24 protein-coding genes are annotated in these 22,556 nt (G+C 62.9%); 6 read left to right on the top strand and 18 right to left on the bottom strand.

The genetic code is table 11. The features are described 5' to 3' along the window. The first annotated feature begins 143 nt into the window (after positions 1 to 143). A complete protein-coding gene (locus tag JGU71_RS16045) occupies positions 144 to 1,469 on the top strand; it encodes a YhgE/Pip domain-containing protein (protein WP_307829673.1) in 1,326 nt (441 codons plus the stop codon). On the opposite strand, the gene JGU71_RS16040 is transcribed toward JGU71_RS16045, so the two are convergent. The 10 genes from JGU71_RS16040 to JGU71_RS15995 form a co-directional block, all read right to left on the bottom strand. Then, entirely contained in the window at positions 1,466 to 1,858 is a 393-nt protein-coding gene (locus JGU71_RS16040) for a sterol carrier family protein (protein ID WP_199705195.1), read from the bottom strand. The genes JGU71_RS16045 and JGU71_RS16040 overlap by 4 nt on opposite strands. Further along, a complete protein-coding gene (locus tag JGU71_RS16035) occupies positions 1,855 to 2,502 on the bottom strand; it encodes a CPBP family intramembrane glutamic endopeptidase (protein WP_307829672.1) in 648 nt (215 codons plus the stop codon). Before JGU71_RS16035 ends, JGU71_RS16040 begins: the two co-directional genes overlap by 4 nt. Then, a complete protein-coding gene (locus JGU71_RS16030; RefSeq protein WP_199705193.1) occupies positions 2,499 to 4,205 on the bottom strand; it encodes an alpha/beta hydrolase in 1,707 nt (568 codons plus the stop codon). The genes JGU71_RS16035 and JGU71_RS16030 overlap by 4 nt, the downstream gene beginning before the upstream one ends. A 16-nt stretch (positions 4,206 to 4,221) precedes the next feature. Continuing rightward, entirely contained in the window at positions 4,222 to 6,516 is a 2,295-nt protein-coding gene (gene purL, locus JGU71_RS16025) for a phosphoribosylformylglycinamidine synthase subunit PurL (protein WP_199705191.1), read from the bottom strand. 144 nt (positions 6,517 to 6,660) lie between these two features. Next, positions 6,661 to 6,909 (bottom strand): hypothetical protein, encoded by a 249-nt coding sequence (locus tag JGU71_RS16020; RefSeq protein WP_199705189.1) that lies wholly within the window; start codon positions 6,907 to 6,909, stop codon positions 6,661 to 6,663. 329 nt (positions 6,910 to 7,238) lie between these two features. After that, the gene (locus JGU71_RS16015; protein ID WP_199705188.1) at positions 7,239 to 7,487 is read right to left on the bottom strand and encodes a hypothetical protein; all 249 of its coding nucleotides are present in this window, start codon (positions 7,485 to 7,487) and stop codon (positions 7,239 to 7,241) included. A gap of 278 nt (positions 7,488 to 7,765) precedes the next feature. Further along, the gene (locus JGU71_RS16010; protein WP_199705186.1) at positions 7,766 to 8,644 is read right to left on the bottom strand and encodes a hypothetical protein; all 879 of its coding nucleotides are present in this window, start codon (positions 8,642 to 8,644) and stop codon (positions 7,766 to 7,768) included. A 3-nt stretch (positions 8,645 to 8,647) separates the two neighbouring features. Further along, positions 8,648 to 8,965: a hypothetical protein gene (locus tag JGU71_RS16005; RefSeq protein ID WP_199705184.1), complete on the bottom strand. Its 318-nt coding sequence runs from the start codon at positions 8,963 to 8,965 to the stop codon at positions 8,648 to 8,650. After that, positions 8,958 to 9,599 (bottom strand): hypothetical protein, encoded by a 642-nt coding sequence (locus JGU71_RS16000; RefSeq protein ID WP_199705183.1) that lies wholly within the window; start codon positions 9,597 to 9,599, stop codon positions 8,958 to 8,960. Before JGU71_RS16000 ends, JGU71_RS16005 begins: the two co-directional genes overlap by 8 nt. Positions 9,600 to 9,736: 137 nt before the next feature. Beyond that, positions 9,737 to 11,011 carry a M18 family aminopeptidase gene (locus JGU71_RS15995; RefSeq protein ID WP_199705181.1) on the bottom strand — a complete coding sequence of 425 codons (1,275 nt, stop codon included), beginning with the start codon at positions 11,009 to 11,011 and terminating at the stop codon, positions 9,737 to 9,739. A 115-nt stretch (positions 11,012 to 11,126) separates the two neighbouring features. Here JGU71_RS15995 and JGU71_RS15990 point away from each other — a divergent pair, with 115 nt between their 5' ends. Further along, complete coding sequence (locus JGU71_RS15990) at positions 11,127 to 11,411, top strand: YiaA/YiaB family inner membrane protein (RefSeq protein WP_199705179.1); 285 nt, start codon at positions 11,127 to 11,129, stop codon at positions 11,409 to 11,411. Here the strand turns inward: JGU71_RS15990 and JGU71_RS15985 are convergent. From JGU71_RS15985 to purS, 3 genes are read right to left on the bottom strand one after another with little or no spacing between them, the layout of a single operon-like run. Then, entirely contained in the window at positions 11,392 to 12,609 is a 1,218-nt protein-coding gene (locus tag JGU71_RS15985) for an MFS transporter (protein ID WP_199705177.1), read from the bottom strand. The genes JGU71_RS15990 and JGU71_RS15985 overlap by 20 nt on opposite strands. 19 nt (positions 12,610 to 12,628) lie before the next feature. Then, complete coding sequence (gene purQ, locus JGU71_RS15980; protein WP_199705175.1) at positions 12,629 to 13,306, bottom strand: phosphoribosylformylglycinamidine synthase subunit PurQ; 678 nt, start codon at positions 13,304 to 13,306, stop codon at positions 12,629 to 12,631. After that, positions 13,303 to 13,539: a phosphoribosylformylglycinamidine synthase subunit PurS gene (gene purS, locus JGU71_RS15975; protein WP_199705173.1), complete on the bottom strand. Its 237-nt coding sequence runs from the start codon at positions 13,537 to 13,539 to the stop codon at positions 13,303 to 13,305. Before purS ends, purQ begins: the two co-directional genes overlap by 4 nt. A gap of 114 nt (positions 13,540 to 13,653) precedes the next feature. Between purS and JGU71_RS15970 the strand changes: the two genes are divergently transcribed. After that, on the top strand, positions 13,654 to 14,301 hold the full coding sequence (locus JGU71_RS15970; protein ID WP_199705171.1) for an MBL fold metallo-hydrolase: 648 nt from the start codon (positions 13,654 to 13,656) through the stop codon (positions 14,299 to 14,301). A gap of 7 nt (positions 14,302 to 14,308) precedes the next feature. Here the strand turns inward: JGU71_RS15970 and JGU71_RS15965 are convergent, their stop codons facing one another. Together JGU71_RS15965 and JGU71_RS15960 are read right to left on the bottom strand one after the other, a co-directional pair. Next, complete coding sequence (locus tag JGU71_RS15965) at positions 14,309 to 15,010, bottom strand: DUF2334 domain-containing protein (protein ID WP_199705170.1); 702 nt, start codon at positions 15,008 to 15,010, stop codon at positions 14,309 to 14,311. 136 nt (positions 15,011 to 15,146) lie between these two features. After that, on the bottom strand, positions 15,147 to 16,550 hold the full coding sequence (locus tag JGU71_RS15960; RefSeq protein WP_199705169.1) for a cation:dicarboxylate symporter family transporter: 1,404 nt from the start codon (positions 16,548 to 16,550) through the stop codon (positions 15,147 to 15,149). A 157-nt stretch (positions 16,551 to 16,707) separates the two neighbouring features. Between JGU71_RS15960 and JGU71_RS15955 the strand changes: the two genes are divergently transcribed. Together JGU71_RS15955 and JGU71_RS15950 are read left to right on the top strand one after the other, a co-directional pair. Continuing rightward, a complete protein-coding gene (locus tag JGU71_RS15955) occupies positions 16,708 to 18,291 on the top strand; it encodes an ATP-binding protein (RefSeq protein WP_307829671.1) in 1,584 nt (527 codons plus the stop codon). Continuing rightward, on the top strand, positions 18,288 to 18,992 hold the full coding sequence (locus tag JGU71_RS15950) for a response regulator (protein WP_199705168.1): 705 nt from the start codon (positions 18,288 to 18,290) through the stop codon (positions 18,990 to 18,992). The genes JGU71_RS15955 and JGU71_RS15950 overlap by 4 nt, the downstream gene beginning before the upstream one ends. 32 nt (positions 18,993 to 19,024) lie before the next feature. Here JGU71_RS15950 and JGU71_RS15945 read toward each other — a convergent pair whose 3' ends face one another. From JGU71_RS15945 to JGU71_RS15935, 3 genes are read right to left on the bottom strand one after another with little or no spacing between them, the layout of a single operon-like run. Continuing rightward, complete coding sequence (locus tag JGU71_RS15945) at positions 19,025 to 19,975, bottom strand: NAD-dependent epimerase/dehydratase family protein (RefSeq protein ID WP_199705167.1); 951 nt, start codon at positions 19,973 to 19,975, stop codon at positions 19,025 to 19,027. Further along, entirely contained in the window at positions 19,972 to 21,051 is a 1,080-nt protein-coding gene (locus JGU71_RS15940; RefSeq protein WP_199705335.1) for an NAD(P)H-dependent amine dehydrogenase family protein, read from the bottom strand. Before JGU71_RS15940 ends, JGU71_RS15945 begins: the two co-directional genes overlap by 4 nt. Before the next feature lie 25 nt (positions 21,052 to 21,076). Continuing rightward, positions 21,077 to 21,859, bottom strand: a complete 783-nt coding sequence (locus JGU71_RS15935; protein ID WP_199705166.1) for an SDR family oxidoreductase — start codon at positions 21,857 to 21,859, stop codon at positions 21,077 to 21,079. 91 nt (positions 21,860 to 21,950) lie between these two features. On the opposite strand from JGU71_RS15935, the gene JGU71_RS15930 reads away from it, so the two are divergent. After that, positions 21,951 to 22,547 carry a TetR/AcrR family transcriptional regulator gene (locus JGU71_RS15930; protein ID WP_199705165.1) on the top strand — a complete coding sequence of 199 codons (597 nt, stop codon included), beginning with the start codon at positions 21,951 to 21,953 and terminating at the stop codon, positions 22,545 to 22,547. Positions 22,548 to 22,556 lie beyond the last annotated feature (9 nt).

The raw sequence follows: 22,556 nt of genomic DNA, 5'->3' as shown, positions 1-22,556 counted from the left end.
ATCCGCGCCACTGCGAGCCAACCAATCGCGATGAACCCGGCGCACCTGGGCGTTCGTCCCGCGAATGTCGGGCAAATCACGCTCTGGAGAACACCCTGTGGAACGTCGGGCCGCTATCTACGTCGAATGCTAGCGTCACGCCCGTGACTAGCGACGACTCGAGCGTTAAGGCCGCAACAATTGCTTCGATCCGCAACCCACGAGTCTGGCTCGCACCGGTCGTCGTCGTCGGACTGGTGATGTCGCTGCTCGCGGTGCTGTATCTGGACAGCATTCTCGACCCGCAGAAGAACCTGCACGACTTCCCGATCGCCGTCGTCAACCAGGACGAAGGCGAGAACGTCGTCGCACCCGACGGGACGACTCAGCGTCAGACATTCGGTGACCAGATCGTGCAGGGACTTGTCGACGGGATCCCGAAGGACAAGGTCGACCTGCGTCAGGTCGGTATCGCCGAAGAGCAGACGCTGCTGCGAAAGGGCGAAATCTACGGCTCGATCGTCATTCCGAGCGACTTCAGCAAGCGGCTGCTCATCCTCGCGCAGGCAAGCGTCGTCGACGGCGACGTCGAAAAACCCGTCATCACGGTCAAGACGAATCCGCGAGCAGGCACCTTCGCGATCAGTATTGCCACAACGATCTACGACCAGGCCATGGAACAGGTCAATACGACGGTCGGCAAGCAGTTGACCGAGCAGGTCATTGCGCAGTTGAACGCTGGCCCCACCCCGACCCCCATCTCCGGGGCGAGTCGCCTGGTGCTTGCCGAACCGATCCAGATCGAGACTGCGCAGTACAACCCCTTGCCCGCGGGTTCGGGCAACGGTCTTGCCGCGTTCTACTACGCACTTCTGCTACTGCTCGCAGGGTTCACCGGCGCGATGATCGTCAGTTCCCTCGTCGACGCTCAGCTCGGTTTCGCACCTGCCGAGTTCGGCCCCTGGTACATCTACAACCCGTCGGTCCACATGTCGCGGTTCCACACGCTGGTCGTGAAGTGGGCGATCATGATCGTCGTCGGCATAGTTGTGTCCGGGCTTTATCTGGGCATTTCGACGTTCCTCGACATGCCTGTGACCAGACCGGCGACGCTGTTCGCCTACGGCGCCTTTGCCATTGCGGCAGTTGGCATTACAGCGACCTCGATCATGGCTGCGTTCGGTACCGCCGGCCTCATCATCAACTTGATTCTGTTCATCATTCTGGGTGTGCCTTCGTCGGGCGGCACCGTCCCACTGGAAGGTCAGCCGCCGTTCTTCGCCTGGCTCGCCAATTTCGAACCGCTGCACCAGGTGTTCATCGGCGTGCGCGCAATCCTCTACTACGACGCCAGATACGACTCCGGTCTATTGCACGCGTTCTGGATGACGGTCTTCGGCCTCATCACCGGCCTTGTCGTCGGTACCGTCGCAACGCGGGTCTACGACCGGAAAGGCTTCCACCGCAAGGCAGCCGACGTTACGGCCTAGGTCTGATCCGGTCGTGGCAGCGGCACAAGCGGTAGCCACTGACCGACCTCGGCTGCGCGCCCACCCGACGCGGTGAGCGCGCCGGAATCGAGCGCGGTACCGAAGTCCAGCAGGCCTGCAACAAGAAGCAGCCAGGTCCGCGGGTCCGTCTCGACCACGTTGGGTGGGGTGCCACGGGTGTGCCGGGGACCGGTAATACATTGCACCGCAACAAAAGGCGGAATCCGCACCTCGACCGACGACCCAGGTGCATCCTTGGCAAGCGCTCGTGCCGACACTCGAACCGCCGTCGCGAGGTCGGCACGCGGGGGCTTGGGCAGTGTCTCGTCGTGCAACCAGGCGGCGACGGTAAGCAGGCTGGTGCGCAGGTCGGGTATCGCTGGCTTCATCTCGCGTCCGAACCGAGGCGCGTCGTGAGGGCACCGACGACGTTTATCGCCAGATGTACAAACGCCGGCGCGGCAAGGCTGCCGCCACGGCGACGCAGAAACCCGAAACCGTAACCCGCAACGGCAGTGGCTACGACGGTCGCCGCGACGTTGTCACCAGCCGCACGTGCTGGATGAATGTGCCACAGCCCGAAGGTGAGCGCTGCTACCGTACTGCCGATTTCTACTCCGAATACGCTTTCCAACAACGGATCCAACGTTCCGCGGAAGATTGCTTCCTCCGCGTACACGGTGCCGACCGGGATGTGCAGCCCGATCCATTCTGCGAATTCGAGCGGAGTCCGATGTTCGCCGGCATGCCCGGCGACCGCCTCCCGCAGCGTTGGAACCGACGCGATCACGCCGTACCCGGCGACGGGAACGGCGGCGACCGCGACACCGAGTGCGGTCCCCTCGCGTGAGGTCCATGGCACAGGGGCAAGGTCTGGGTTGGTTGCGTGGATCGTTCGATCGAAGGCAGTGGCAAACACCGCATTCGCTGCCGTCCGTCCGCGATTTCCTAGTCCGAGACGTGGCAGCATCAGGTTGCTCCACGTCAACGCAGTTGCCACTGCGACAAGCGCCTGCGCGCGATCGCGGCTCACTTCACGTCCTGCTCTCGGTCGGCGAGCATGACCAGGATTGCCCGGATCTGCTCCATTCGTTGCGCCGACCAATCCGGCGGCGTCGCGACAGCCGCCCACGCATCGAGGACCAGGGTCCCGTAGTTGTGACCGTGCCCGTCGGAGACGCCTTGCGCATTCGTGAGGTCAGCGGCGACCTGCCAGAACGTGACGAACGGACGCCACGTCATGTCGGGTGAGACGTCCGAACCGCGGTCCTCGCTGAGCCAGTCCGGTCGTTCGAAGAGCAGGTCGGGCGACCACCACACGATCGGGTCCGATGCGTGCTGCAGATAGGCAACGCGGGGGGTGAGCCAGGGACCAGCAGGGTGCGCGAGGTCACCGGCATCGCCCGCGAACCGCACGACCAAACCGTCGGCGTACACGGGCTCGGTTTCCGGGGACCCGGGATCACGTCGCGAAACAAATTGGCGCCAAATGCGATTCGAGTTGGGCGGGCCGACCCAGAGCGCACCGTCGACCTTGGTCCGCAAATCGGCGATACCGTCGAATGCCGCTTCCGAACCCTGCGACCCGAGGCTCTCGCCGTAGACGTACAGCTTCGGTCGTTGCCCCTCCGGCCGGGCGGCCCAGTGCTCGTGCACCTTGTCGAACAACAGCTTGCCCGCGTCGGCGACCTTGGTGCGGTCGGCGAGAAACGACAGCACACTAGGCAAATACGAGTATTGCGTCGCCACGATCGCCGAATTTCCGCCGTACATCAGCTCGATGGCCGAAGCCGAGTTCGTGTTCACCCAGCCCGTTCCGGTGGTGGTCACGACTACGAGCACAGCCCGATCGAAGGCACCTGTTCGTTCCAATTCCGCGACGGCCAACTCGGCTTGCGCTTCGGGATTCTGCGCCGACTCCAATCCGGCGTAAACCCGAATCGGTTCTTGCGCAACGCGACCGGTCAACAATCCGAGCTGTGCGGCGTCGAGTCCCTGCGAGACGAACCATCGTCCCTCCGAACCGAGCGTCTCCCATTTCGCCAGCGAGGCCGGGCTACCCGACCGTTCGGGAAGATCCGGCTGCACCGCGGCAGGTGAGGTCAGGTCGTTGCGAACGCTGAAGGCCGAGTTCGCCACCGCGAACAGCGCGGTGGACAGGACACCGTTGATCAATGTGACCGTAAGGAAGACCATGATGACAAACCCGGCCGTCGGGGCGAGCGCCCGCGGGATCCGAACCCAACGGTTCAGCACTTTCGCCATCCAGCGGACCATTTCACGCACGGTGCGAAACGCCGCGACAACGGCGGCGGCCACCGCGAAACTCAGCGCACCGGTCCGCAGATAGGCCGGTGTGGTTGTGCCTTCCATACCCATAAGTGCGGTGAGTTCACGCTGCCAATGCGCCGCCTGAATCAGCATGTAAGCAGAACCGGCCACAACTGTGACGACGACCGCTAACCGGACAGAGTTCGAAACCCATTGCGGCGGATCGGAAATCCGTAATTTCGGCAACACGAGGCTGCGGAAGAGCCATTGCAGAACACAGCCGAAGCCGTAGCCCATCGCGGCGTTGATCCCACTGATCAGACCTTGGAACATCCAGTCTCGCGGTAGCAACGACGGGGTGACCGACCACGCGAAGAACAGCCCAGCCACCGCGAGACCGACGAAGTTCAGGTCGATCACTCGCCAAGCCCGCTGCGCTGCGAGCGTCAGCGACGATCGGCTCAAGTCGTACTCCCCGCTCTCAGCTGACGTGCGAACCGAAGATCGCGGGAAGCGTCCCTTCGAACGTCGAGCGCAGCTCGTCGAGTGTCACCGAGAATTGGTCCTGCACCTCGACCGAGTCGGAGCCTTGATCGACCACACCGATTCGTACCCAAGGCAATTCGCGCGCAGAGCACATCTTGGTGAAGCGCGTCTCCTCTGTACGCGGTACGGCTACGAGTACCCGTCCAGACGATTCGGAGAACAACGCGACGAACGGATCGGCGCCTTCGGGAAGCAGGATTCGGCAACCGGTCTCGCCTGCCAACGCTGCTTCGACGACCGCCTGAGCAAGCCCACCCTCGGACAGATCGTGTGCGGCGCTGATCATTCCGTCACGCGAACCGGCGAGCAGGACGTCGGCGAGAAGCTGCTCGCGCGCGAAGTCGACCTTCGGCGGAACACCACCGAGGTGGTCGTGCACAACCTGCGACCAGATCGAGCCACCGAACTCGTCGTGTGTGTCGCCGAGCAGAATCAGCGATTCGCCTGGTTCGAGTCCGAGACCGGTCGGGATCCGACGACGTACATCGTCGATGACGCCGAGCACACCGACTACCGGGGTCGGAAGGATCGGTGTCTGTCCGGTCTGGTTGTAGAAGCTGACGTTGCCGCCTGTCACCGGAATGCCGAGGGTGACACAGCCGTCGGCGAGGCCACGGACGGCCTGTTGGAACTGCCACATCACAGCGGGATCTTCCGGCGAACCGAAGTTGAGGCAGTTGGTGACCGCCTTCGGCGTCGCACCTGTCACGGCGACGTTGCGGAACGCCTCAGCAAGAGCGAGCTGTGCACCGACATACGGATCGAGCTTGGTGTAGCGGCCCGACGCGTCGGTCGCGAGTGCAATGCCACGACCGGTCGTCTCGTCGATGCGAATCACGCCTGCGTCGGCGTGCTCGGCGAGAACGGTGTTGCCACGCACGTAGCGGTCGTACTGCTCGGTGATCCAGCGCCGGCTGCACAGCTGCGGGCTGCCGATCATCTGCAGCAGGGTCGCGCGCAGTTCGTCGGGGGTCTGCGGTCGCGTCAAGCTATCGGACGTGTTCGCGATCAGCGCATCCTGATCGTCGGGACGCTGGACCGGGCGTTCGTATACGGGTCCGTCGTGTGCGACGGTCCGCGGCGGCACGTCTACAACGGTCTCGCCGTGCCAGGTGACGACCAGGTGCTCACCGTCGGTCACCTCGCCGATAACGGTTGCCAGCACGTCCCATTTGCGGCACACGTCCATAAACGCGTCGACGTTCTCGGGGGCAACGACGGCACACATACGTTCCTGAGACTCGCTCGACAGCACCTCGGCGGGCGTCATGCCGGTGGCACGCATCGGAACCTTGTCGAGCTCGATGTGCATACCACCGTCGCCGGCCGCGGCAAGCTCGGACGTCGCGCACGACAGGCCTGCGCCGCCGAGGTCTTGAATGCCGATCACGATCTTGGCTTGGTAGAGCTCGAGACAGCACTCGATGAGTACTTTCTCGGTGAACGGGTCGCCGACCTGAACCGCCGGAAGCTTCTTGCGCCCGCCGCCCGTCTCGTCGCCGTCGAACGTTTCCGATGCGAGCACCGATACGCCGCCGATGCCGTCGAGGCCCGTCCTTGCGCCGAACAGAATGATCTTGTTGCCGGCGCCCGACGCGAAGGCGAGGTGTAGGTCTTCGGTCCGCATAACACCGGCGCACAGGGCGTTGACCAGCGGGTTGCCCGCGTACGACGGGTCGAACACGGTCTCGCCGCCGACATTGGGAAGGCCGAGCGAGTTGCCGTAACCACCGACGCCACGCACGATCCCGTCGACCACCCGACGTGTATCCGGCGCATCCGCTGCTCCGAAGCGCAGCTGATCCATCACCGCGATCGGGCGTGCACCCATTGCCATGATGTCGCGGACGATGCCGCCGACGCCGGTAGCTGCACCCTGGTACGGCTCGACGTAGGAGGGATGGTTGTGGCTTTCGACCTTGAACGTCACAGCCCAACCGTCACCGACGTCGACAACGCCCGCGTTCTCCCCGATACCGGCCAGCATCGACGACCGCATTTCGTCCGTCGTCGTTTCGCCGAAGTAGCGCAGGTGCACTTTCGAGGACTTGTACGAGCAGTGCTCGCTCCACATCACCGAATACATCGCCAGCTCGGCATCGGTAGGACGCCGACCGAGGATCTCCTTGATACGCGCGTACTCGTCTTCCTTGAGCCCAAGCTCTTTGAAGGGCTGCGGGGTATCGGGATTCGCAGTGGCGGTGGTGACGGTATCGACGTGCGTAGACACGGAGGTGGGGTGTCCTTTCGACCTGAGCTGGCGATGCGGGGCGAAAAGGCGTCGCCGCGGTGAGAAGCCTGCATCGAGTCTAGACGGGTACCACGACACCTCATGCTTCGCCAGTGCACAGGCGTGACGCCCGCCACCAGTGCACTATTCGCGGAGGTCCTCGGTCAGCTGAATCAGGAGTTCGGCTACTTCGTCCATTCGTTCCGGTGTGGTGTCGATTCCCGCTTCAGGAAAAATCGTGATGTCGACGTCCCACGAGTCACGCACGGTCTCGAGCGAGTAGCCCCGATGTCGGTCGATCGTGATCATCGGGGAGTAACTGCCGAACACCTCGTCCCCGATTGGCGGCCACCTCCGATCCTCGAACGCCGGCGGCGAACTGTATACAGACATGCTTCCGATCTGCTCACTTCCGGCCATGAACAGACAGCCAGCGCGTGCATCGACGCGATCGTTCAAACCTTTTGTCGTCGTATTTGCTGACCTCCACCCTGACCAACGGTAGGTCGTCGGCCCTCACATCCTCCAAGTACGCGAGCAGTGGATTGCACAGGTCGCGAACGATTTTCGATGACCGCGGCGCGGGTACGAATGGGTCCTTCAAACTGGTGACCACCCAGACGGACCAACCGACCAAGGTGACCATGATCGCTGTGCCGAGCGCAACGAGCACAACGAGTCCCACAGGAAATCTCTTGGTCGGCGTTCGAGGCATCCCTGCGCTATTCATGCAGGTCTTCTGTGAGCTGAATCAGCAGCTCGGCGGCCTCTTCGATCCGCTCACGGGTCATGTCGATACCTGCCTCCTCATCGATCTTGAACGACGCTTCCCACGGGCCGAGCACTGTGGCGAGATTGACCCCACCGAAGCGAAGGTCGAGGGTGACCGGCTTGGAACTGCCGAGCACCGTTTCCTCACCTGGCGGGGGGAACACCCGATCCGCGGGATCGAACACGCTGTGCAGTTGCACAGACGCGTATGCCTCGCGGTCGTTTATGAAGTAGCAAGATCCCGACCTTCCGATCGGTTCGTCGCCATCTCTGACTGTGGAGATTCTCGTCGGCCCGCTGCCGCGTCCGTCTGCCAAAAAGTCGGAAACTGCGGCGCACAGTTCTCGTTCCCCATGCGGCGATTTGGGTGGAGACTCGATCCTCTCGATCGATAGAACGGCCCAGACAGCCCACGCCACAATTACGGAGAAAATCACCGCGACAATCGCAACGCCCACAAATAGCTGCGAAGTTCGCTTCATCGCGGCGTCCTTTCGGACAACCGGATATCGGTATTGATCGACCATTCGTTGGAGCCATCGGCAACTGACGCATCGTCGTAGGCTGCGCCGGGCGCGACGGCGGGCGGCCACTGGTAGCCCAACCCGATATTCGATCCCACCGCGGAACCGAGTTCGTTGCCAACAATCATTTCCTCTTGAGCCAATTTCAGGATCGAAGCGGCCGCATCGACCGCTGCGTCCTTTATGAGCCCGACCAGACGCACAATCTCGTCAGCCTCCGTCACCGCAGCGGGACCCTTCCCGACGATCGCGGCGAGACTCGTCGAGACATTCGTGATCAGCTTTGACAAGTCTGTTGCCAGAGTCGAATAGAACGCGAGTATCCCGGAAGCAAGATTCTCGAGAGATTTCGCAACAGACGTCGCCAAGGCCGGTACCGCGTTCAGTGCCTTCTCTTGCCGCGACGCCGCGTCGAAGTATCGATCGGCCGCGATACCTGACCAATCGGAGCGCAAAGATGTAAGGGTCTGAAAGTTGTACGCCTCAGCGGCTTTCGCGCTGATATCACGCCAAACTACAGCCTTGTCTACGAAGGTGACCGGAGCGAGGATGCCTTCGGCAATCTCCCCGAGTTTTTCCGTTACCTGCGACAGCACTTCGTGAATCTTGTCTCGACGCTCCCACAGCGCATCCGCGATCTCGTTGGCTGCCGCGAGGCCGGCAGCAGCGCCGAAGATGCCGCCGAATGGCAGGCCGATGAGACCTCCGCCCCATCGGATTGCAGAGATCACCTCTTCGAACTTGTCCTGCACATCGTCGGGCATCTTCCGAATGTTCTCGGTATCTGCGTTGATGGATTCGATCGCTGCGATCAATTCCTCGCGGGTACCCATGACTCACCACATCCTGTTTAGTTCGTGCAACAGCAGCGCCTCTTCGATTGCGTACGCGTTTGCGTTGTCGGAGAGCGTCGCAGCTATCTGGCCCATGACGGCGGTGCCTTCCGCAAGCCGGTCACGGAAAAACCCTGGCGCAACGGCGTATTTGTCGAAGGCAACTTGAAAGAGTCCCGCCTCCAGTCGAGTGAGCTCTGTGTCGTCGGTCATTGCGCCAGCCTCGGCAAGTGCGCCCGCAACCTGTCGCCACGCACTCGCGACATGCCGCATCCGTTCGAGTGCGGCGCTGACCTGGTCTCCGCTGGGTGGCTCAGCCATTGGTCGACCTGCTTCGGATCAGCGCGAAGCGATGCTCGGAATGCTGAGCCGCCAGCTCTTCGTCGGAGAACGGCGTGTAGTCGCCACGCACGGCGAACACCGGCTGCTGCTGCCGCAATTGGTCTGCACACCAGAGGATTTCGCCCTCGATGTCACCTGCTCTTGCCGTCTGCGCCCATTCCGACCAGACAGTGATCCGTAGTATCGACGTTCTGTCTGCGAGGACCGTTACGGCAGGTTCACACCGGTCGGTGGCGTGACCGTGTACGGTCACCAACCTGTGGTCGAACATCGCGGCGCTGGCGGCCGCGTACTCGTCCCAGGTTGTGGTCTCGAGCAAAACCATGTGTTGCGTCCGGCGCGGCGGTATCGCTCCTCGATGCTCCAGCTTGCCTGCGCTGAGCGAGTCGACAACAAACTGGGCAACGGCCTGGTTGTAGGCAGCGAAGATCTCGCGGCCGATCTCCGCCGCTCCCACGAGTTCGTGCCAGTTGCGGCTGATCTCGACTGCGGTCGGCAGCAAAGAACCGTCGAGTTCGATCCGCACCGCCGACGACCCGATCGGCGCGCTACCGACCTCCGAATCAACCTCGTCGAGATCGTCCCCCCGATACCCGAATTGCAGGTCCGTCATCACTCCCCCTCGTAAACCGTTGTCCTCTACTCAACTTGGACGCGGGAAAACGAGAAACGGTTCCAGGAGGCAGCACGCTGCTCGTGAGTCCTTTCGGAGGACCGGACCTCCGAAAGGACTCACGAGGCCGAAGGCCCCTACGGCCCTAGAAACGCTGCGAGAGCGGCCGCGTAGGCGGCAACATCGTGGGCACCCATCAGCTCACGGGCCGAGTGCATCGCGAGCTGCGCCGCACCCACGTCGACAGTCGACAGACCTGTGCGCGCCGCTGTGATCGGACCGATCGTCGAACCGCACGGCAGATCTGCTCGATGTACGTAGCGCTGCAAGGGAACTCCCGCCTGCTCGCAGGCCAAGGCAAACACTCCCGCGCCGGAAGCGTCTGTCGCATAACGCAAATTCTGGTTCACCTTGAGAACCGGACCGCCGTTGATCTCGATGCGATGGGCAGGCTCGTGCCGATCCGGATAGTTCGGATGCGTCGCGTGCGCCATATCGCCTGAGGCGCAGACGGATTCCGACATCGTCCGCAGAAACTCCTCACGCCCGCCACCGGCCGCAAGGACGACCCGCTCCAGCACCGTGTTCAACAGATCGGATTGCGCGCCACGGTCGGAGGTACTGCCGACCTCTTCGTGGTCGAACAATGCCAGCACTGGAACGACCGATCCGGGCTCCTGCACCGCGGCGAGCAACGCTTGTGTCCCCGCATAGCAGGTGCCCTGATTGTCGAGTCGCGGCGCGCTGACCAAGTCGGATTCGACACCGATCACGCTACTGGGCGCCAGGTCGTGCGTCATCAACTCCCAACCGAGGACCGCATCCGCATCCACGCCGACCTCAGCGGCCAGGTACTCGATCAGGCCCGGCGACGTGCCGGTTCCCCACACGGCGTTGACGTGGCGCTGCGGATCGGGGTGCACACCTTTGCGGTCTTCGCTCAGGTGGATCGCGAGTTGCGGCACCCGCAAGATCGGCCGATCGACCCGAACCAGCTTCTGCTGCACAACATTTCCAACGCGAACCGCGAGCCGTCCCGACAGACCGAGGTCGCGATCGAGCCACGAGTTCAGCCACGCGCCGCCATAGGGTTCCAGTCCGACCAACTGCCACCCGGCCGAGGTCAGATCGGGATGCTGCTTGACGCGCAGGTTCGGGCTGTCCGTGTGGCCACCCACGATCCGGAACGGAGCAAGCGGCGCGACACCCTCGGTACTCCACGCAACGAGCGACCCGCCTCGGACGACGAAGTACTTGCCTTCGGAGACAGGCCACGCGGCCGCCTCGGCCAACTCGACGAAACCGGCGTCAGTCAACTGGGCGGCGACCGTCGCGCAGACATGGAACGGTGACGGCGACGCGTCGATGAAGGTGCACAATCGGGTTGCGGTCGCGTTCGTTGTCGGCGGCATGCACCGAGATTATGCCTGCACCGCAGGCGCGCGGCGCCGCGCGGCGGAACTACCCAACCGTCTCGAGTAGTCGTACTCACGTGCCGAGCAGCACCCACCGGCACAATTTTGTGGCATGACAACCCCAACTGCGAAGTCCCGCAACACCACCGCGTTCTATATCCAGGCAGTCGTCGCGTTCGGCGTCAGCCTCTTCGGCACTCTTGTCGGCGTCTACTATCTGCCGATCGATCCGTGGCAGAAGGGCTTCTTGATCATGACGGCGTTGTTCCTCGTGACCAGTTGCTTCACGCTGGCGAAGGTGGTCCGTGATCAGCAGGAAGAGGCGATGCTGCGCGAGGCCCGCATGGAACGGTTGATCACCGAACACGATGCGCCGTTCAAGATGTCGAAGAACTGACCCGTCGCAGCGCGAGTGCCGTCACCACGGTCACCAGCAGCCCACCGACGCCGGCGACCACGAAAGTCGTTCGAGCGTCGGTCAACTGGAGCAGGATGCCGCCGAAAAGATACGAAAGCCCTGCTGCGACGCCGACCAAACCATAGAGCGTGCCGAATACCCGGCCCAGCACCTCGCGCGGCACGGTCCGCTGTAAGTGGGTGTTGATTGCGACATCCAATGCCGTCAGCCCGAGCCCTCGAACGATCTGAATCAGCAACGCCGTGATCACGACACCGGCGAGTCCGGTTGCGAGATTGCCGAGGCTACTGATGCCGAACCCCACGATCAACAGAGCGAGCGTGGGGAAGCGGGATGCATAGCGCGCCAACAGCGGATAGCCGATCGCCAGTCCGATGCCGACACCCGCGTACAGTGCCGCGGCCTCCGAATCACTGCCGTGCAGTGAGTCTTTCGCGAGAAACACCAAGGCCACATCGTCGACGCCGTTGAATGCGACGATCGCGAAGAAGCCGACGGCGATCACCCGGATTGCCGGTGCCGACCAGAGGAAGCCGATCCCGGCTCGCGTCGAAGTGATAAGGCCTTGCTCGATATCTACGCGAGCGGACGGCAGTTTCGGGAGTGCAACCAGAACGACTGCAGCGATCAGATAACTAGCGGCGGTGATCAGCAGTAGTCCGCGCACATCGAGCAGCCCGAAGAGTGCTGCAGCGACAAGTGGTCCGGCTGCTTCGAGTCCGTAGGTTCCTGCGCCGAGAGTCGAATTCGCCGACTCGACGTCTCGATCGTCGACGAGACTTGGGACGGCACTACGAGATGCGGGCAGATAGATCTGTGCGGCAAAACCTCGAATTGCGACGAGCAGAAGCAATATCGGCAGCTCAGGCAGCCAGATGGCAATGACCGCCGTCAGCAACGCCTGCGCGACCTCACATCCGATCATTACGCGACGCAGATCGAACCTATCGGCGATTGCACCCGCCAGCGGCCCGAACAGACCTGGCACGAAGTCGCATGCGACAAGCAGCATTGCTGCCGCAATCGCTGCGCGCGATGTGCCCTCCAGGTGCACGAGCAGCGCAACCAGACCGAGCGATTCACCGAGATACGACGTCGCCCGTGACGACCACAGCAAACGGAACGACGCGTTCCGTCGAAGCAACGAGCCGCGGGCGGGCGGAGTCGACTCAGTCAATCCGCGACACGACCATCTGTTATGCGGACACCAGCGAGTCGAGCACCGAAAGGAACAACCCGAGCCCATCGTCGCTCGGTCCGGTCAATGCTTCGGTTGCATGTTCCGGATGCGGCATCAGGCCGACGATCCGACCGTTCGCCGAGGCGATACCGGCGATTCCACGCTGCGAGCCGTTCGGGTTGTCGCCCGAGTATCGGAAAACAACGCGACCTTCGCCCTCCAACTCGTCGAGCACCTGCTCGGATGCCTGGAAACGGCCTTCGCCCGACTTGAGTGGCACCAAGATCTCGGCACCGACCTCGTATCGCGACGACCAGGCCGTGGAGTTCGAGTCGACGCGCAGCCACTGGTCACGGCAGATGAAGTGCAGACCTTCGTTGCGGGTCAATGCGCCTGGCAGCAATCCGGCTTCACAGAGCACCTGGAAGCCGTTGCAGATGCCCAACACCGGCAGGCCCGTACCTGCCGCCCGGATCACTTCGCCCATCACCGGGGCGAATCGTGCAATTGCTCCCGCGCGGAGGTAATCGCCGTACGAGAAGCCACCCGGCACCACAACTGCGTCGACGCCCTTGAGGTCGGCGTCCGCGTGCCACAGTGCGACGGGTTCGGCACCGGCGAGCGTGACAGCGCGTGCTGCATCGACGTCGTCCAGGGTCCCCGGAAATGTGATGACACCGATCTTGGCGGTCATGGCAGACGTGTCACTTTCCAGTCCTCGATCACCGTGTTGCACAGCAGTGATTCGGCGATCTTCTCCAACTCGGTGTCGTCGACGTTGTCGTCGACTTCGAGTTCGAAACGCTTGCCCTGCCGCACGTCGGACACACCATCGAATCCGAGGCGTGGCAGTGCGCCGACTATGGCCTGCCCCTGCGGATCCAGGATCTCAGCCTTCGGCATGACATCGACCACGACTCGGGCCACGTGAAACTCCTCGCTCGATACTGCGGTTCTTCGGCGCTGGAGAACCTTGAAAGGTTCGACGACCATGGAGTTTACCGGTCCACCACAGCGACGTTCCGGCGCATACTCGTACGTATGCGAATGAGTCACTTCAGGCACTCCTGCATCCTCGTCGAAGACAGCGACACGAAGATCCTCTTCGACCCTGGATCGTTTTCTCACGGTTTCGAAGGCATCGGCGGCCTCGACGCCATCCTCATCACCCACCAGCACGCCGATCACGCCGACGCCGATCGACTGCCGGCGCTGGTCGAGGCGAATCCCGGCGCCAAGTTGTACGCCGATCCGCAGACCGCGGCGAAGTTCGGTCCGGCGTGGACCGCCGTGCGCGCGGGCGACGTGTTCGACGTCGGCGGCATCCAGGTCACGGGGGCAGGCGGAACTCACGCCGTCATCCATCCGGATCTCCCGTTGGTCGACAACATCGCCTATCTGCTCGGCACGAAGGACGAACCCGGCAGGCTGCTGCATCCCGGGGATTCACTGTTCGTCCCGGACGTCTCGGTCGACATCCTCGCACTCCCCGCGGCGGCTCCATGGATGAAGCTCAGCGAGACCGTCGACTACCTCCGCGCTGTCGCACCACGATTCGCATTTCCGATTCACCAGGAGGTCGTCTCCGACGCCGGCCGCGGCATCTACTACGCGCGGCTGAAGGAACTGGCCTCCGCGGGAACGGAATTCCGGGTGCTACCGGAAGAGGAAGCACTGCAGTTGCGCTGACGGCAGGTCAGGCAGCGCGGGACTGCGGCTCCGACATCGACCGGTAGACATCGGAGTTCGCGCCGTGGTGCAGCGCGAGATCGACCGCGTCCAGCAATGCCTGGCGCGGCCCCGATCGGCCGAGTTGCTTCGCCGAGATCGCAAGCCGGAGTGTGCCTTCCTTGCGCGCAATCCGGCCGGCACCCATGACCAACGCTCGGCACCACCACGGCTCTGCTCGGAACCCCTCACCGATTCCGAGAACCCGCGCGCGCACGGAGTCGCCGCGGTCCAAGTCGTGGATCGCACTCAGACCGGCAGCGACGCGGAAACCCGCACCAGGTAGCGCTGCCATCGCTCCGTCCGATGCGGACCACTGTGGTGCAGCGAAAATTCTTGTCCGCAAACCGGTTTCTTCGAGGACACGGTCAGCGGCGATGAGCCGTAGCCGAGCCTCGTGTGCGGGGAGGGCCGCGAACTCCGCTCGACGGCGCTTCGTCGCTGCCTGGTCGTAGCCGTGCAAGACGATGGCGTCGCCACCATCACGCCTGGCGCGCAACCATTCCTGCGTGTGCTCGTCACGCACGAGCCGATACTTGTCTGGCAGCCGTGGCGCGACCAGGAGGGAAAGCCGAACACCGCGACCATCCATCGCATCGGCGAAGTCGGTCGCGGCGGAAAGGGTTTCGGTCCTGATACCGGAAATCGAAACGATCAGTTCACCGCTCATGGGTTTCACTGTCGCAGCCGAAGGTGTACAGGTCGTTCCCCGAGAATGAACTCGGCCCGACAAACTGGCCGTACACACGAGTGAGTCCTTCCGGAGGACTGGACACCCCGGAAGGACTCACGTGTAGCGCGGGACCCTATACCAGCGCTTTCTCTTTCGCTGGTCCCTCGTTCGAGGGCCTCGCGTCATCTTCGGGGGCCGGACCGTGGTCGTCGACCATGGTCTCCTCGTCGAATGGATCGTTGCCGTCGAAGACTGCCTTGACCTTGTCGTTGTCGATAGTCTTCGTCCAGGTGCCGACCAACATCGTGGCGACTGCGTTGCCCGAGAAGTTGGTCACTGCACGAGCTTCCGACATGAACCGGTCGATTCCGACGATCAAGCCGACACCGTCGAGCAGTTCCGGACGGTGGCTCTGCAGTCCACCGGCGAGTGTCGCAAGGCCTGCACCGCTGACGCCGGCGGCGCCCTTGGAAGCGACGATCATAAAGGCGAGCAGTCCGAGCTGTTCACTCAGTGCGAGCGGCTGTCCCATGGCGTCGGCGATGAAGATCGACGCCATCGTGAGGTAGATCGCGGTGCCGTCGAGGTTGAACGAATATCCGGTCGGGACAACAACTCCGACGGTGGTGCGCTCCACGCCGAGGTGCTCCATCTTGGCGATCAAGCGGGGCAGCGCAGACTCGGAGGACGACGTGGCGACGATGAGCAGGTACTCCCTCGCCAAGTAGCGAACCAGGCGGAAGATCGAGAAGCCGGAGACGAACTTCAGGATCAGGCCGAGGATGCCGAAGACGAAGATTGCACAGGTGATGTAGAACGCAAGCATCAAGGTGCCGAGTTGCACGACCGCGTCGAGTCCGGTCTGGCCGACCACATTCGCGATGGCACCGAAGGCGCCGATCGGTGCGAGCCACAGGATCATCGCCAGGATGCGGAAGACCAGCTTCTGCAGATGCCCGACGCCACGAACGATCGGCTCGCCCGCCTTGCCCATCGCCTGCAGACCGAAGCCGACGAGGAGGGCAACGAAGAGGGTTTGCAACACGCTGCCTGCCGTGAGCGAGGACAGCAGCGACGTCGGGATGATGCTCTGGAAGAAGTCCATCGTTCCGCCGGCACCGTGTGCCTTCTCGGCGTAGTCGGCGCCCGCTCCGACATTTTCGGAGATGTCGAGACCGCTGCCTGGCTGCAGGAGGTTGCCGACCAGAAGGCCGATTCCGAGTGCGGCGGTCGACATGGTGATGAAGTAGGCGAGTGCGAGGCCACCGACCTTGCCGACGCTTGCCGCGGCTTTGACCGATCCGATGCCGAGCACGATCGTGCAGAAGATCACCGGGCTGATCATCATCTTGATCAGGCTGATGAACATCGTGCCGAGCACGCCGAACGACTTACCGGTATCGGGCGCTAGCCAGCCGACCAGGATGCCCGCGAACACAGCGACGATGACCGCCATGTAGAGCCAGTGGGTCTTGTCCCTCTTCTTGGGCTTCTCGGTTACTGGGTTGTCATCAGGGCGAATATTGCGAGTAGTCATCTGGTGTCCTCTCCCGTGTCGGGTGGTGAAGTGAGGTGAATCACTTCGCCTCAGTAAGAATGTTGGCCTGCGGACGTGATGTGAGTCACGATTGCGTTCATTACGTTCACAAAGGCTCGGTTGCCCAAACCGAAACCGGCGTGTCGAAGGAGGCCGAGTGACCCGAGGACGTGTGACGGCGGGGCGCGTTTCGCTCGCGCGGCAGGTCCTCGTCCTGCAGCTTTTGGTGCTGACGATCGTCATCGCCGCAGGTACCGTCCTCGCGATCGTCGATGCACGGCGTGACAGCGACTCTGCAACCCGGGAAGAGGTCGTTGGCATCGCCGTGAGTTTGGCGCAGGCACGCTCGACCGCGGATGCGTTGCAGTCGGCGGACCCGACCGCGATATTGCAGCCGGAGACCGAACGCATCCGACTCGCGACGGGGATGGACTTCATCGTCGTCATGGCGCCGGATCGCACGCGCTACACGCACGCGAACCCCGAGCTGATCGGCCAACTCTTCTCCGGCAACATCGATCAGGCACTCGCGGGTGAAACCTTCACCGAGACGTACGCGGGATCGCTCGGGCCGTCCATTCGGTCGGTTACGCCCGTCTACGACGACGGCGGCGCGATTGTGGGACTGGTGTCAGCGGGAGTGACGCGGGCGCGTATCGGTGAGCAGGTGACGCGTGGCCTGCCGATCATTCTCGGCATCACGGCAGCAGGCCTCGCAATGGCAGTTGTCAGTTCGTGGTTGCTGAGTCGTCGGCTGCGACGCCAGACGCACGGTATGGCGCCCGACGAACTTCGCACCATGTACGAGCACAACGACGCCGTACTGCATTCGATTCACGAGGGCCTTGTTGTGTTCGGCGTCGACTCCCCCGACGTCGCCGACGTCGTCAACGACGAGGCACGACGGTTGCTCGACCTGCCGGCGGGTCCGGTGCGCCGCACCGACCTGCCCGAATCCATGCGCGACCTGTCACCTTTGTCGATTCGCGACGAGATGCACGTGACGACCAACCGAGTGCTCGTCGTGAACACCGACCCTGTCGAGTTCGACGGCCGGGTGGTCGCGACAGTGTTGACGATCCGCGATCACACCGAATTGCAAAGTGTCATGGGCGAATTGGACTCGGTTCGCGGATTCGCCGAATCGTTGCGATCTCAAGCTCACGAGTCCGCCAATCGGTTACACACAGTCATCACCATGGTCGAACTCGGCCGCTACGACGACGCCGTCCAGTTCGCGACATCGGAACTTGCACTGTCGCAACACCTCATCGACCGGTTAATGGGGTCGGTACACGAGCCTGCGCTGGCAGCACTGTTGCTCGGCAAGATCGGACAGGCCGCCGAACGGGGTGTCGAACTGTCGGTCAGCGAGGAGACCGCCTTGGCGTCGTCTGCTCCCCTATCGACGACCGAGGCAGTCACCTTGATCGGCAACCTGACCGACAATGCGATCGACGCCGCCCTCTCCTCCGCCGATGCCTGGGTCGAAGTGACTGTCCACGAGGTAGATTCGCAACTCGTGGTCAGAGTCGCCGACAGTGGTCCGGGCCTGAGTACCGAACAGTTCGCCAAGGCGACCGGCCGCGGATACTCGACCAAGGAAGATCACCGGGGGTTGGGGCTTGCTCTGGTCAGCCAGTTGGTCGCTCGCCATGGCGGCACGATAGTTGCCGAGCAGGAGCCCGAAGCCGCTGTCGTGGTGTCGATTCCACGCACGGGAACCCGAGGCCGACGATGATTCGAGTACTCATCGTCGAAGACGAGATCTTGATCGCCGAAGCACACCGAACGTATGTGGATCGCGTCGCGGGATTCGAGGTCGCGGGAGTCGCCCATACGGGTCGCGATGCGATGCGAGCAGCGGCGAACGCAGCGGCGGCCGGTACCCCGATCGATCTGGTGCTTATGGACATCGGCCTTCCCGACATCAGTGGACTCGATGTTGCTGCAGCATTTACCGGTACCAGGCCGAGCCCCGATGTCATTGCGATAACCTCGGCACGCGACCTCGCGATGGTGCGGTCGGCGGTCGCGCACGGAGTTGTGCTGTATCTGCTCAAGCCGTTCACGTTCTCGGCGTTCCGGGACAAACTCGACCGCTACGTCGAGTACCGAAAAGCGTTGACTGCGGGTGAAACCGCTGTCAGTCAACGCGATATCGACCGTGCGATGGGCGTTCTGCGATCGCCGGAAGAACGTTCGGCCTCACCCAAAGGTGTTGCACCACAGACCCTGGACGAAATCGCCCGAGCGGTACGGGATTCAGCGGACGGTCTCGGTGCCGCAGAGGTCGGGTTGGCGGTCGGGGTATCGCGAGTAACGGCGTGGCGGTACCTCGAAAAGCTCGCCGACGACAGCATCGTCGAGAGGCAGACCGAATACGGTCGGGCGGGTCGTCCGCAGGTTCGTTATATCTGGAAGGCCGCAAGCGGCTCGTGAGTCCTTTCGGAGGGCCTGACCACCGAAAGGACTCACGAGGCCGAAGGCCAATAGGGAGACATTTTCAACATCGAGCGACGCGCCAGCGGGCGGGCGACCGGCATCAGATACCGCTTCCACCCCAACGTCGCGGCGATGTCGGCCGTGATCGCGTCGAAGTCGTAGCGCTGATAGTTCAACAGTCGCTGGCTCTCGTCCGTGTCGACCCAATCGGTCGCGTAGGCCTTGTCACTGAACGCCCTCGCAGGCAACGGTGACAGCCCCATCGCGGCGAGAATCCGCGTCAGAAACTCCTGGTAGGTGACCTGACAACTCGCGCCTCCACCGATGAACAGCGTTGTGCCCCAGACTTCGTCGGTCTCGAGCGCGTTCGCCATGGCCAGTGCAGCATCGCGTGGATGCAGGACTTCGATTCGGTTGTGCAGTCCGATCTCGAACATGATCGGTTCGGCGGGCCTGATCCCTATGATCGGCACATCGACGAAGCGTGGGATGAACCAGTCGAGGCCCGACTTCCGCACCAGCGCTTCGCATTCGATCTTGTGACCGCTGTAGGCGTCGATGGCCTGCAGGGGATCGTCGACTCTCCGTGGGGGCGGTTTGTCGAGGGTGTTGCCGTGGACGTCGAAGGTCGACGCGAAGATCAGTCTGGGCGGCGTGGTCTGACGCTGACACGCCGCGATGACGTTGGCGGTGCCGTCGACGTTGATCTGCCGAGCGAGCGCCGGTGCCGCTTCGCTGGCGGGCGGAATCATCGCGGCGAAATGCAGCACCACGTCGACACCTGCCACTGCGCCCGATACCGCATCGGGATCACGGATGTCTGCCCATCGAACATCGTCGACGGACGAAAAGGCCTCGGCTCGCTTCCTGTCGGCACGAGTGTCCTTGGCAAAGCACCGAACCCGGTGACCGCGAGACAACAGTTCCGCAAGTACCGCGGATCCGATGTTTCCGAACGCACCGGTCAACAGAATGTTCACAAGCGCGTCCTGATGGTGCCGCGGCCGGGAATCAACGGAAGATCCAGTGCCGAAACGAGTCCCGGGGCGAGGCCGGCCAGTGCGGGTATCGCATTGATCGCCCGCATTCCCGTCGCGAGGCAGCCGCCGGCGATCGGATCGTTGTCGGGACCGCCCCGAAATGCGGTCTCCTGCGTGATGTTCGGGCTTCCTTCGATGATCACGCGGTAAACATCGTTCTCGACCGAGGTAGCCCGCGGCCAGTGTGGCGCTGCGGCATTGGTGATTCGGTTGACGTGTTCGATCACGATCTTCGCCTCGGCGCCGACCCAGCCGCGGATCTCGAACCGCACCGCCGCCGTCTGGCCGGGCTCGATCACCCCGTATGGATAGACGATCGCCTCTGTCGCAGGCCATTTTTCGTAGACGGTGTCGATGCGGTCCAATTCGACTCCGACCGCGTCGGCGATCATCGGAATCGTGTGGCCCCACGCGAAGATCAGAATCTCGGGAATTTGCAGGATCGCTTGCGTATCCAGAGGCGCACCGATACCCATCGTGGCCTTGTAGTCACCCGCGTAGTTGGCATAGTCGAGCAGTTCTTGAACCCGCACAGTGTCGACCCGACCGCACACGCCGAGCAGCGTCATCGGGAACAGGTCGTTCGCGAATCCCGGGTCGATTCCTGTTGTGAAACAGGCTTTTCCGCTGTCTAGACAAGCTTGCTCCAACGCCGACCTCAGCTCCCGCGGGCACGGCTTGGGATACACGAGCGGTGTCATCGAGGTCGATACGACGTGCTTGCCCGACCGCAGCGATCGACACATGTTGTCGATGTTCTGGACCGCATATTCGGCTGTCGGACCGAAGTACGCAACCGCATCCGCGTCGATGGCCAACGCGGCATCGATGTCGGTTGTTGCGCTCGGTCCGCACTGCTCGGCGCCGACGAGTTCGCCGACATCGATGTCGTCCTTGGCGGGGTCGTGCACGATCACGGCGACCAGTTCGAACTCGGGGTGATCCAACAGCTCACGGATGACAAGCTTGCCGACAACTCCGGTACCCCACACGATAACTTTGTGCGACACAGTAATCGACCTTTCTCGAGTCGCCCTCTGTCTAGCGGAAGTACTCGCCTGCGTTGACGAAGATCGTCTGACCGGTGACCATGCGCGCGTAGTCGGATGCGAAGAAGACGGCCGCGTTTGCGACGTCGCCGTCTTCGGGAATTTCACCGAGCGGCATGTTCTTGGTGATTTTCGCCTTGACGTCCGCTTCGGGCACCTTGCGATGTTTAGCTGTCATCTGCACGTACAGCTCGACGTTGGGACCCCACATCCACGTCGGCACAACCATGTTCACGCGAATCTTCTTCGGGCCGAGCTCACGGGCGAGTGAGAACATCGCCGCGTGCAGTGCGCCCTTGGATGTTGCGTATGCCGCCTGCGGGATCTGCGGATGAAACGACGATTGTGTACCGATGAACACCACCGATCCCCCACCCTTTTCGAGCGCGGGCAGCGCCTCCTGAACAAGCTGCAGCGTCCCGATCACGTTGGCGTCCAACATGGCTCGCCAACCTTCGAGGTCGGCACCGGCGAGACCGCCGAACACGTCTTCTTTGGCGGCAACGTTGAAAAGTGCGTCCACGCCACCGAATTCGTCGACGGCAGTGGAAATCAGTCCCGCGCAGCCCTGTCGATCCATGATGTCGGTGACGACGTACCGAACATGCGTGCCGCTCGGATCCAACTCGTCGGCGACGGCCTTCAGGTTGGCTTCGGTGCGGGCGCCGAGCACGACGTTGGCACCATCGCGGCGCGCAGCGACAGCGATTTCGCGGCCGAGTCCGGTACCGACGCCGGAGACGACAACCGTCTTGCCTTCGAGCAGCTGGGACATACAATTCTCTTCTGTCGAGGTGCGGTCGGGACCATAACGTAACGCGATGTAACGATACATTCAACGTAACGCCGCGTTACGATATTCGGCAATGGTCGACTCACTTTCTCCCGACGACACTCCCCGCGACCGCCGCCCCGGACGGCCGCGCGACACCGCCATCGACGACGCCGCTCTCGCCGCTGCCCGCACGCTTCTGGCAGAGGTCGGATGGGATCGGACGACCATGGTCGCCATCGCCGAACGCGCCGACGTCGGCAAACCCGCCCTCTACCGGCGCTGGCCGTCCAAGACGCATCTGATCTTCGAAGCCGTCTTCGGCTGGGTACCCGACCACGTACCCGTCGCCGAGGCACAAAGCGCCGACGACTGGGTCGAGAAGTCGTTCGACTACACCCTCGACATGTTCGGACGTCCCGACGTGCGAGCGGCACTGCCCGGGCTGCTCGCGACCTTGCGCGACAACCCCGACCTACAGTCGAATCTGTGGCGGCAGTTCGGCTCACCAGCTGTGCACATGCTGTCCGACACGCTCGATAACGACGGTGCGACAACGGATTCCGCGCTCGACGCGCAGGCGACCATGCTGCTGATCATCGGATCGAGCATGCTGGTGCGACTCTTGCTCAGAGGCGACGCCGCCGACGCGGTCGCTGCCCGGCTACCCGGCATCCTCCGCACCGGGTAGCCGTCGGAA

This window comes from Antrihabitans stalagmiti, assembly GCF_016482825.1.
Lineage (GTDB): Bacteria > Actinomycetota > Actinomycetes > Mycobacteriales > Mycobacteriaceae > Antrihabitans > Antrihabitans stalagmiti.
Note: the sequence above shows the minus strand (reverse complement) of the source record. Positions and strands in the feature narration are given on the sequence as shown.

Excerpts from the sequence above, each read along its gene's own strand:
- JGU71_RS16040 (WP_199705195.1), bottom strand. The coding sequence starts at position 1,858 with ATGAAGCCAGCGATACCCGACCTGCGCACCAGCCTGCTTACCGTCGCC.
- JGU71_RS16020 (WP_199705189.1), bottom strand. The coding sequence starts at position 6,909 with ATGTCTGTATACAGTTCGCCGCCGGCGTTCGAGGATCGGAGGTGGCCG.
- JGU71_RS16010 (WP_199705186.1), bottom strand. The coding sequence starts at position 8,644 with ATGGGTACCCGCGAGGAATTGATCGCAGCGATCGAATCCATCAACGCA.
- JGU71_RS16005 (WP_199705184.1), bottom strand. The coding sequence starts at position 8,965 with ATGGCTGAGCCACCCAGCGGAGACCAGGTCAGCGCCGCACTCGAACGG.
- JGU71_RS16000 (WP_199705183.1), bottom strand. The coding sequence starts at position 9,599 with ATGACGGACCTGCAATTCGGGTATCGGGGGGACGATCTCGACGAGGTT.
- JGU71_RS15995 (WP_199705181.1), bottom strand. The coding sequence starts at position 11,011 with ATGCCGCCGACAACGAACGCGACCGCAACCCGATTGTGCACCTTCATC.
- JGU71_RS15990 (WP_199705179.1), top strand. The coding sequence starts at position 11,127 with ATGACAACCCCAACTGCGAAGTCCCGCAACACCACCGCGTTCTATATC.
- purQ (WP_199705175.1), bottom strand. The coding sequence starts at position 13,306 with ATGACCGCCAAGATCGGTGTCATCACATTTCCGGGGACCCTGGACGAC.
- JGU71_RS15970 (WP_199705171.1), top strand. The coding sequence starts at position 13,654 with ATGCGAATGAGTCACTTCAGGCACTCCTGCATCCTCGTCGAAGACAGC.
- JGU71_RS15965 (WP_199705170.1), bottom strand. The coding sequence starts at position 15,010 with ATGAGCGGTGAACTGATCGTTTCGATTTCCGGTATCAGGACCGAAACC.
- JGU71_RS15960 (WP_199705169.1), bottom strand. The coding sequence starts at position 16,550 with ATGACTACTCGCAATATTCGCCCTGATGACAACCCAGTAACCGAGAAG.
- JGU71_RS15950 (WP_199705168.1), top strand. The coding sequence starts at position 18,288 with ATGATTCGAGTACTCATCGTCGAAGACGAGATCTTGATCGCCGAAGCA.
- JGU71_RS15935 (WP_199705166.1), bottom strand. The coding sequence starts at position 21,859 with ATGTCCCAGCTGCTCGAAGGCAAGACGGTTGTCGTCTCCGGCGTCGGT.
- JGU71_RS15930 (WP_199705165.1), top strand. The coding sequence starts at position 21,951 with ATGGTCGACTCACTTTCTCCCGACGACACTCCCCGCGACCGCCGCCCC.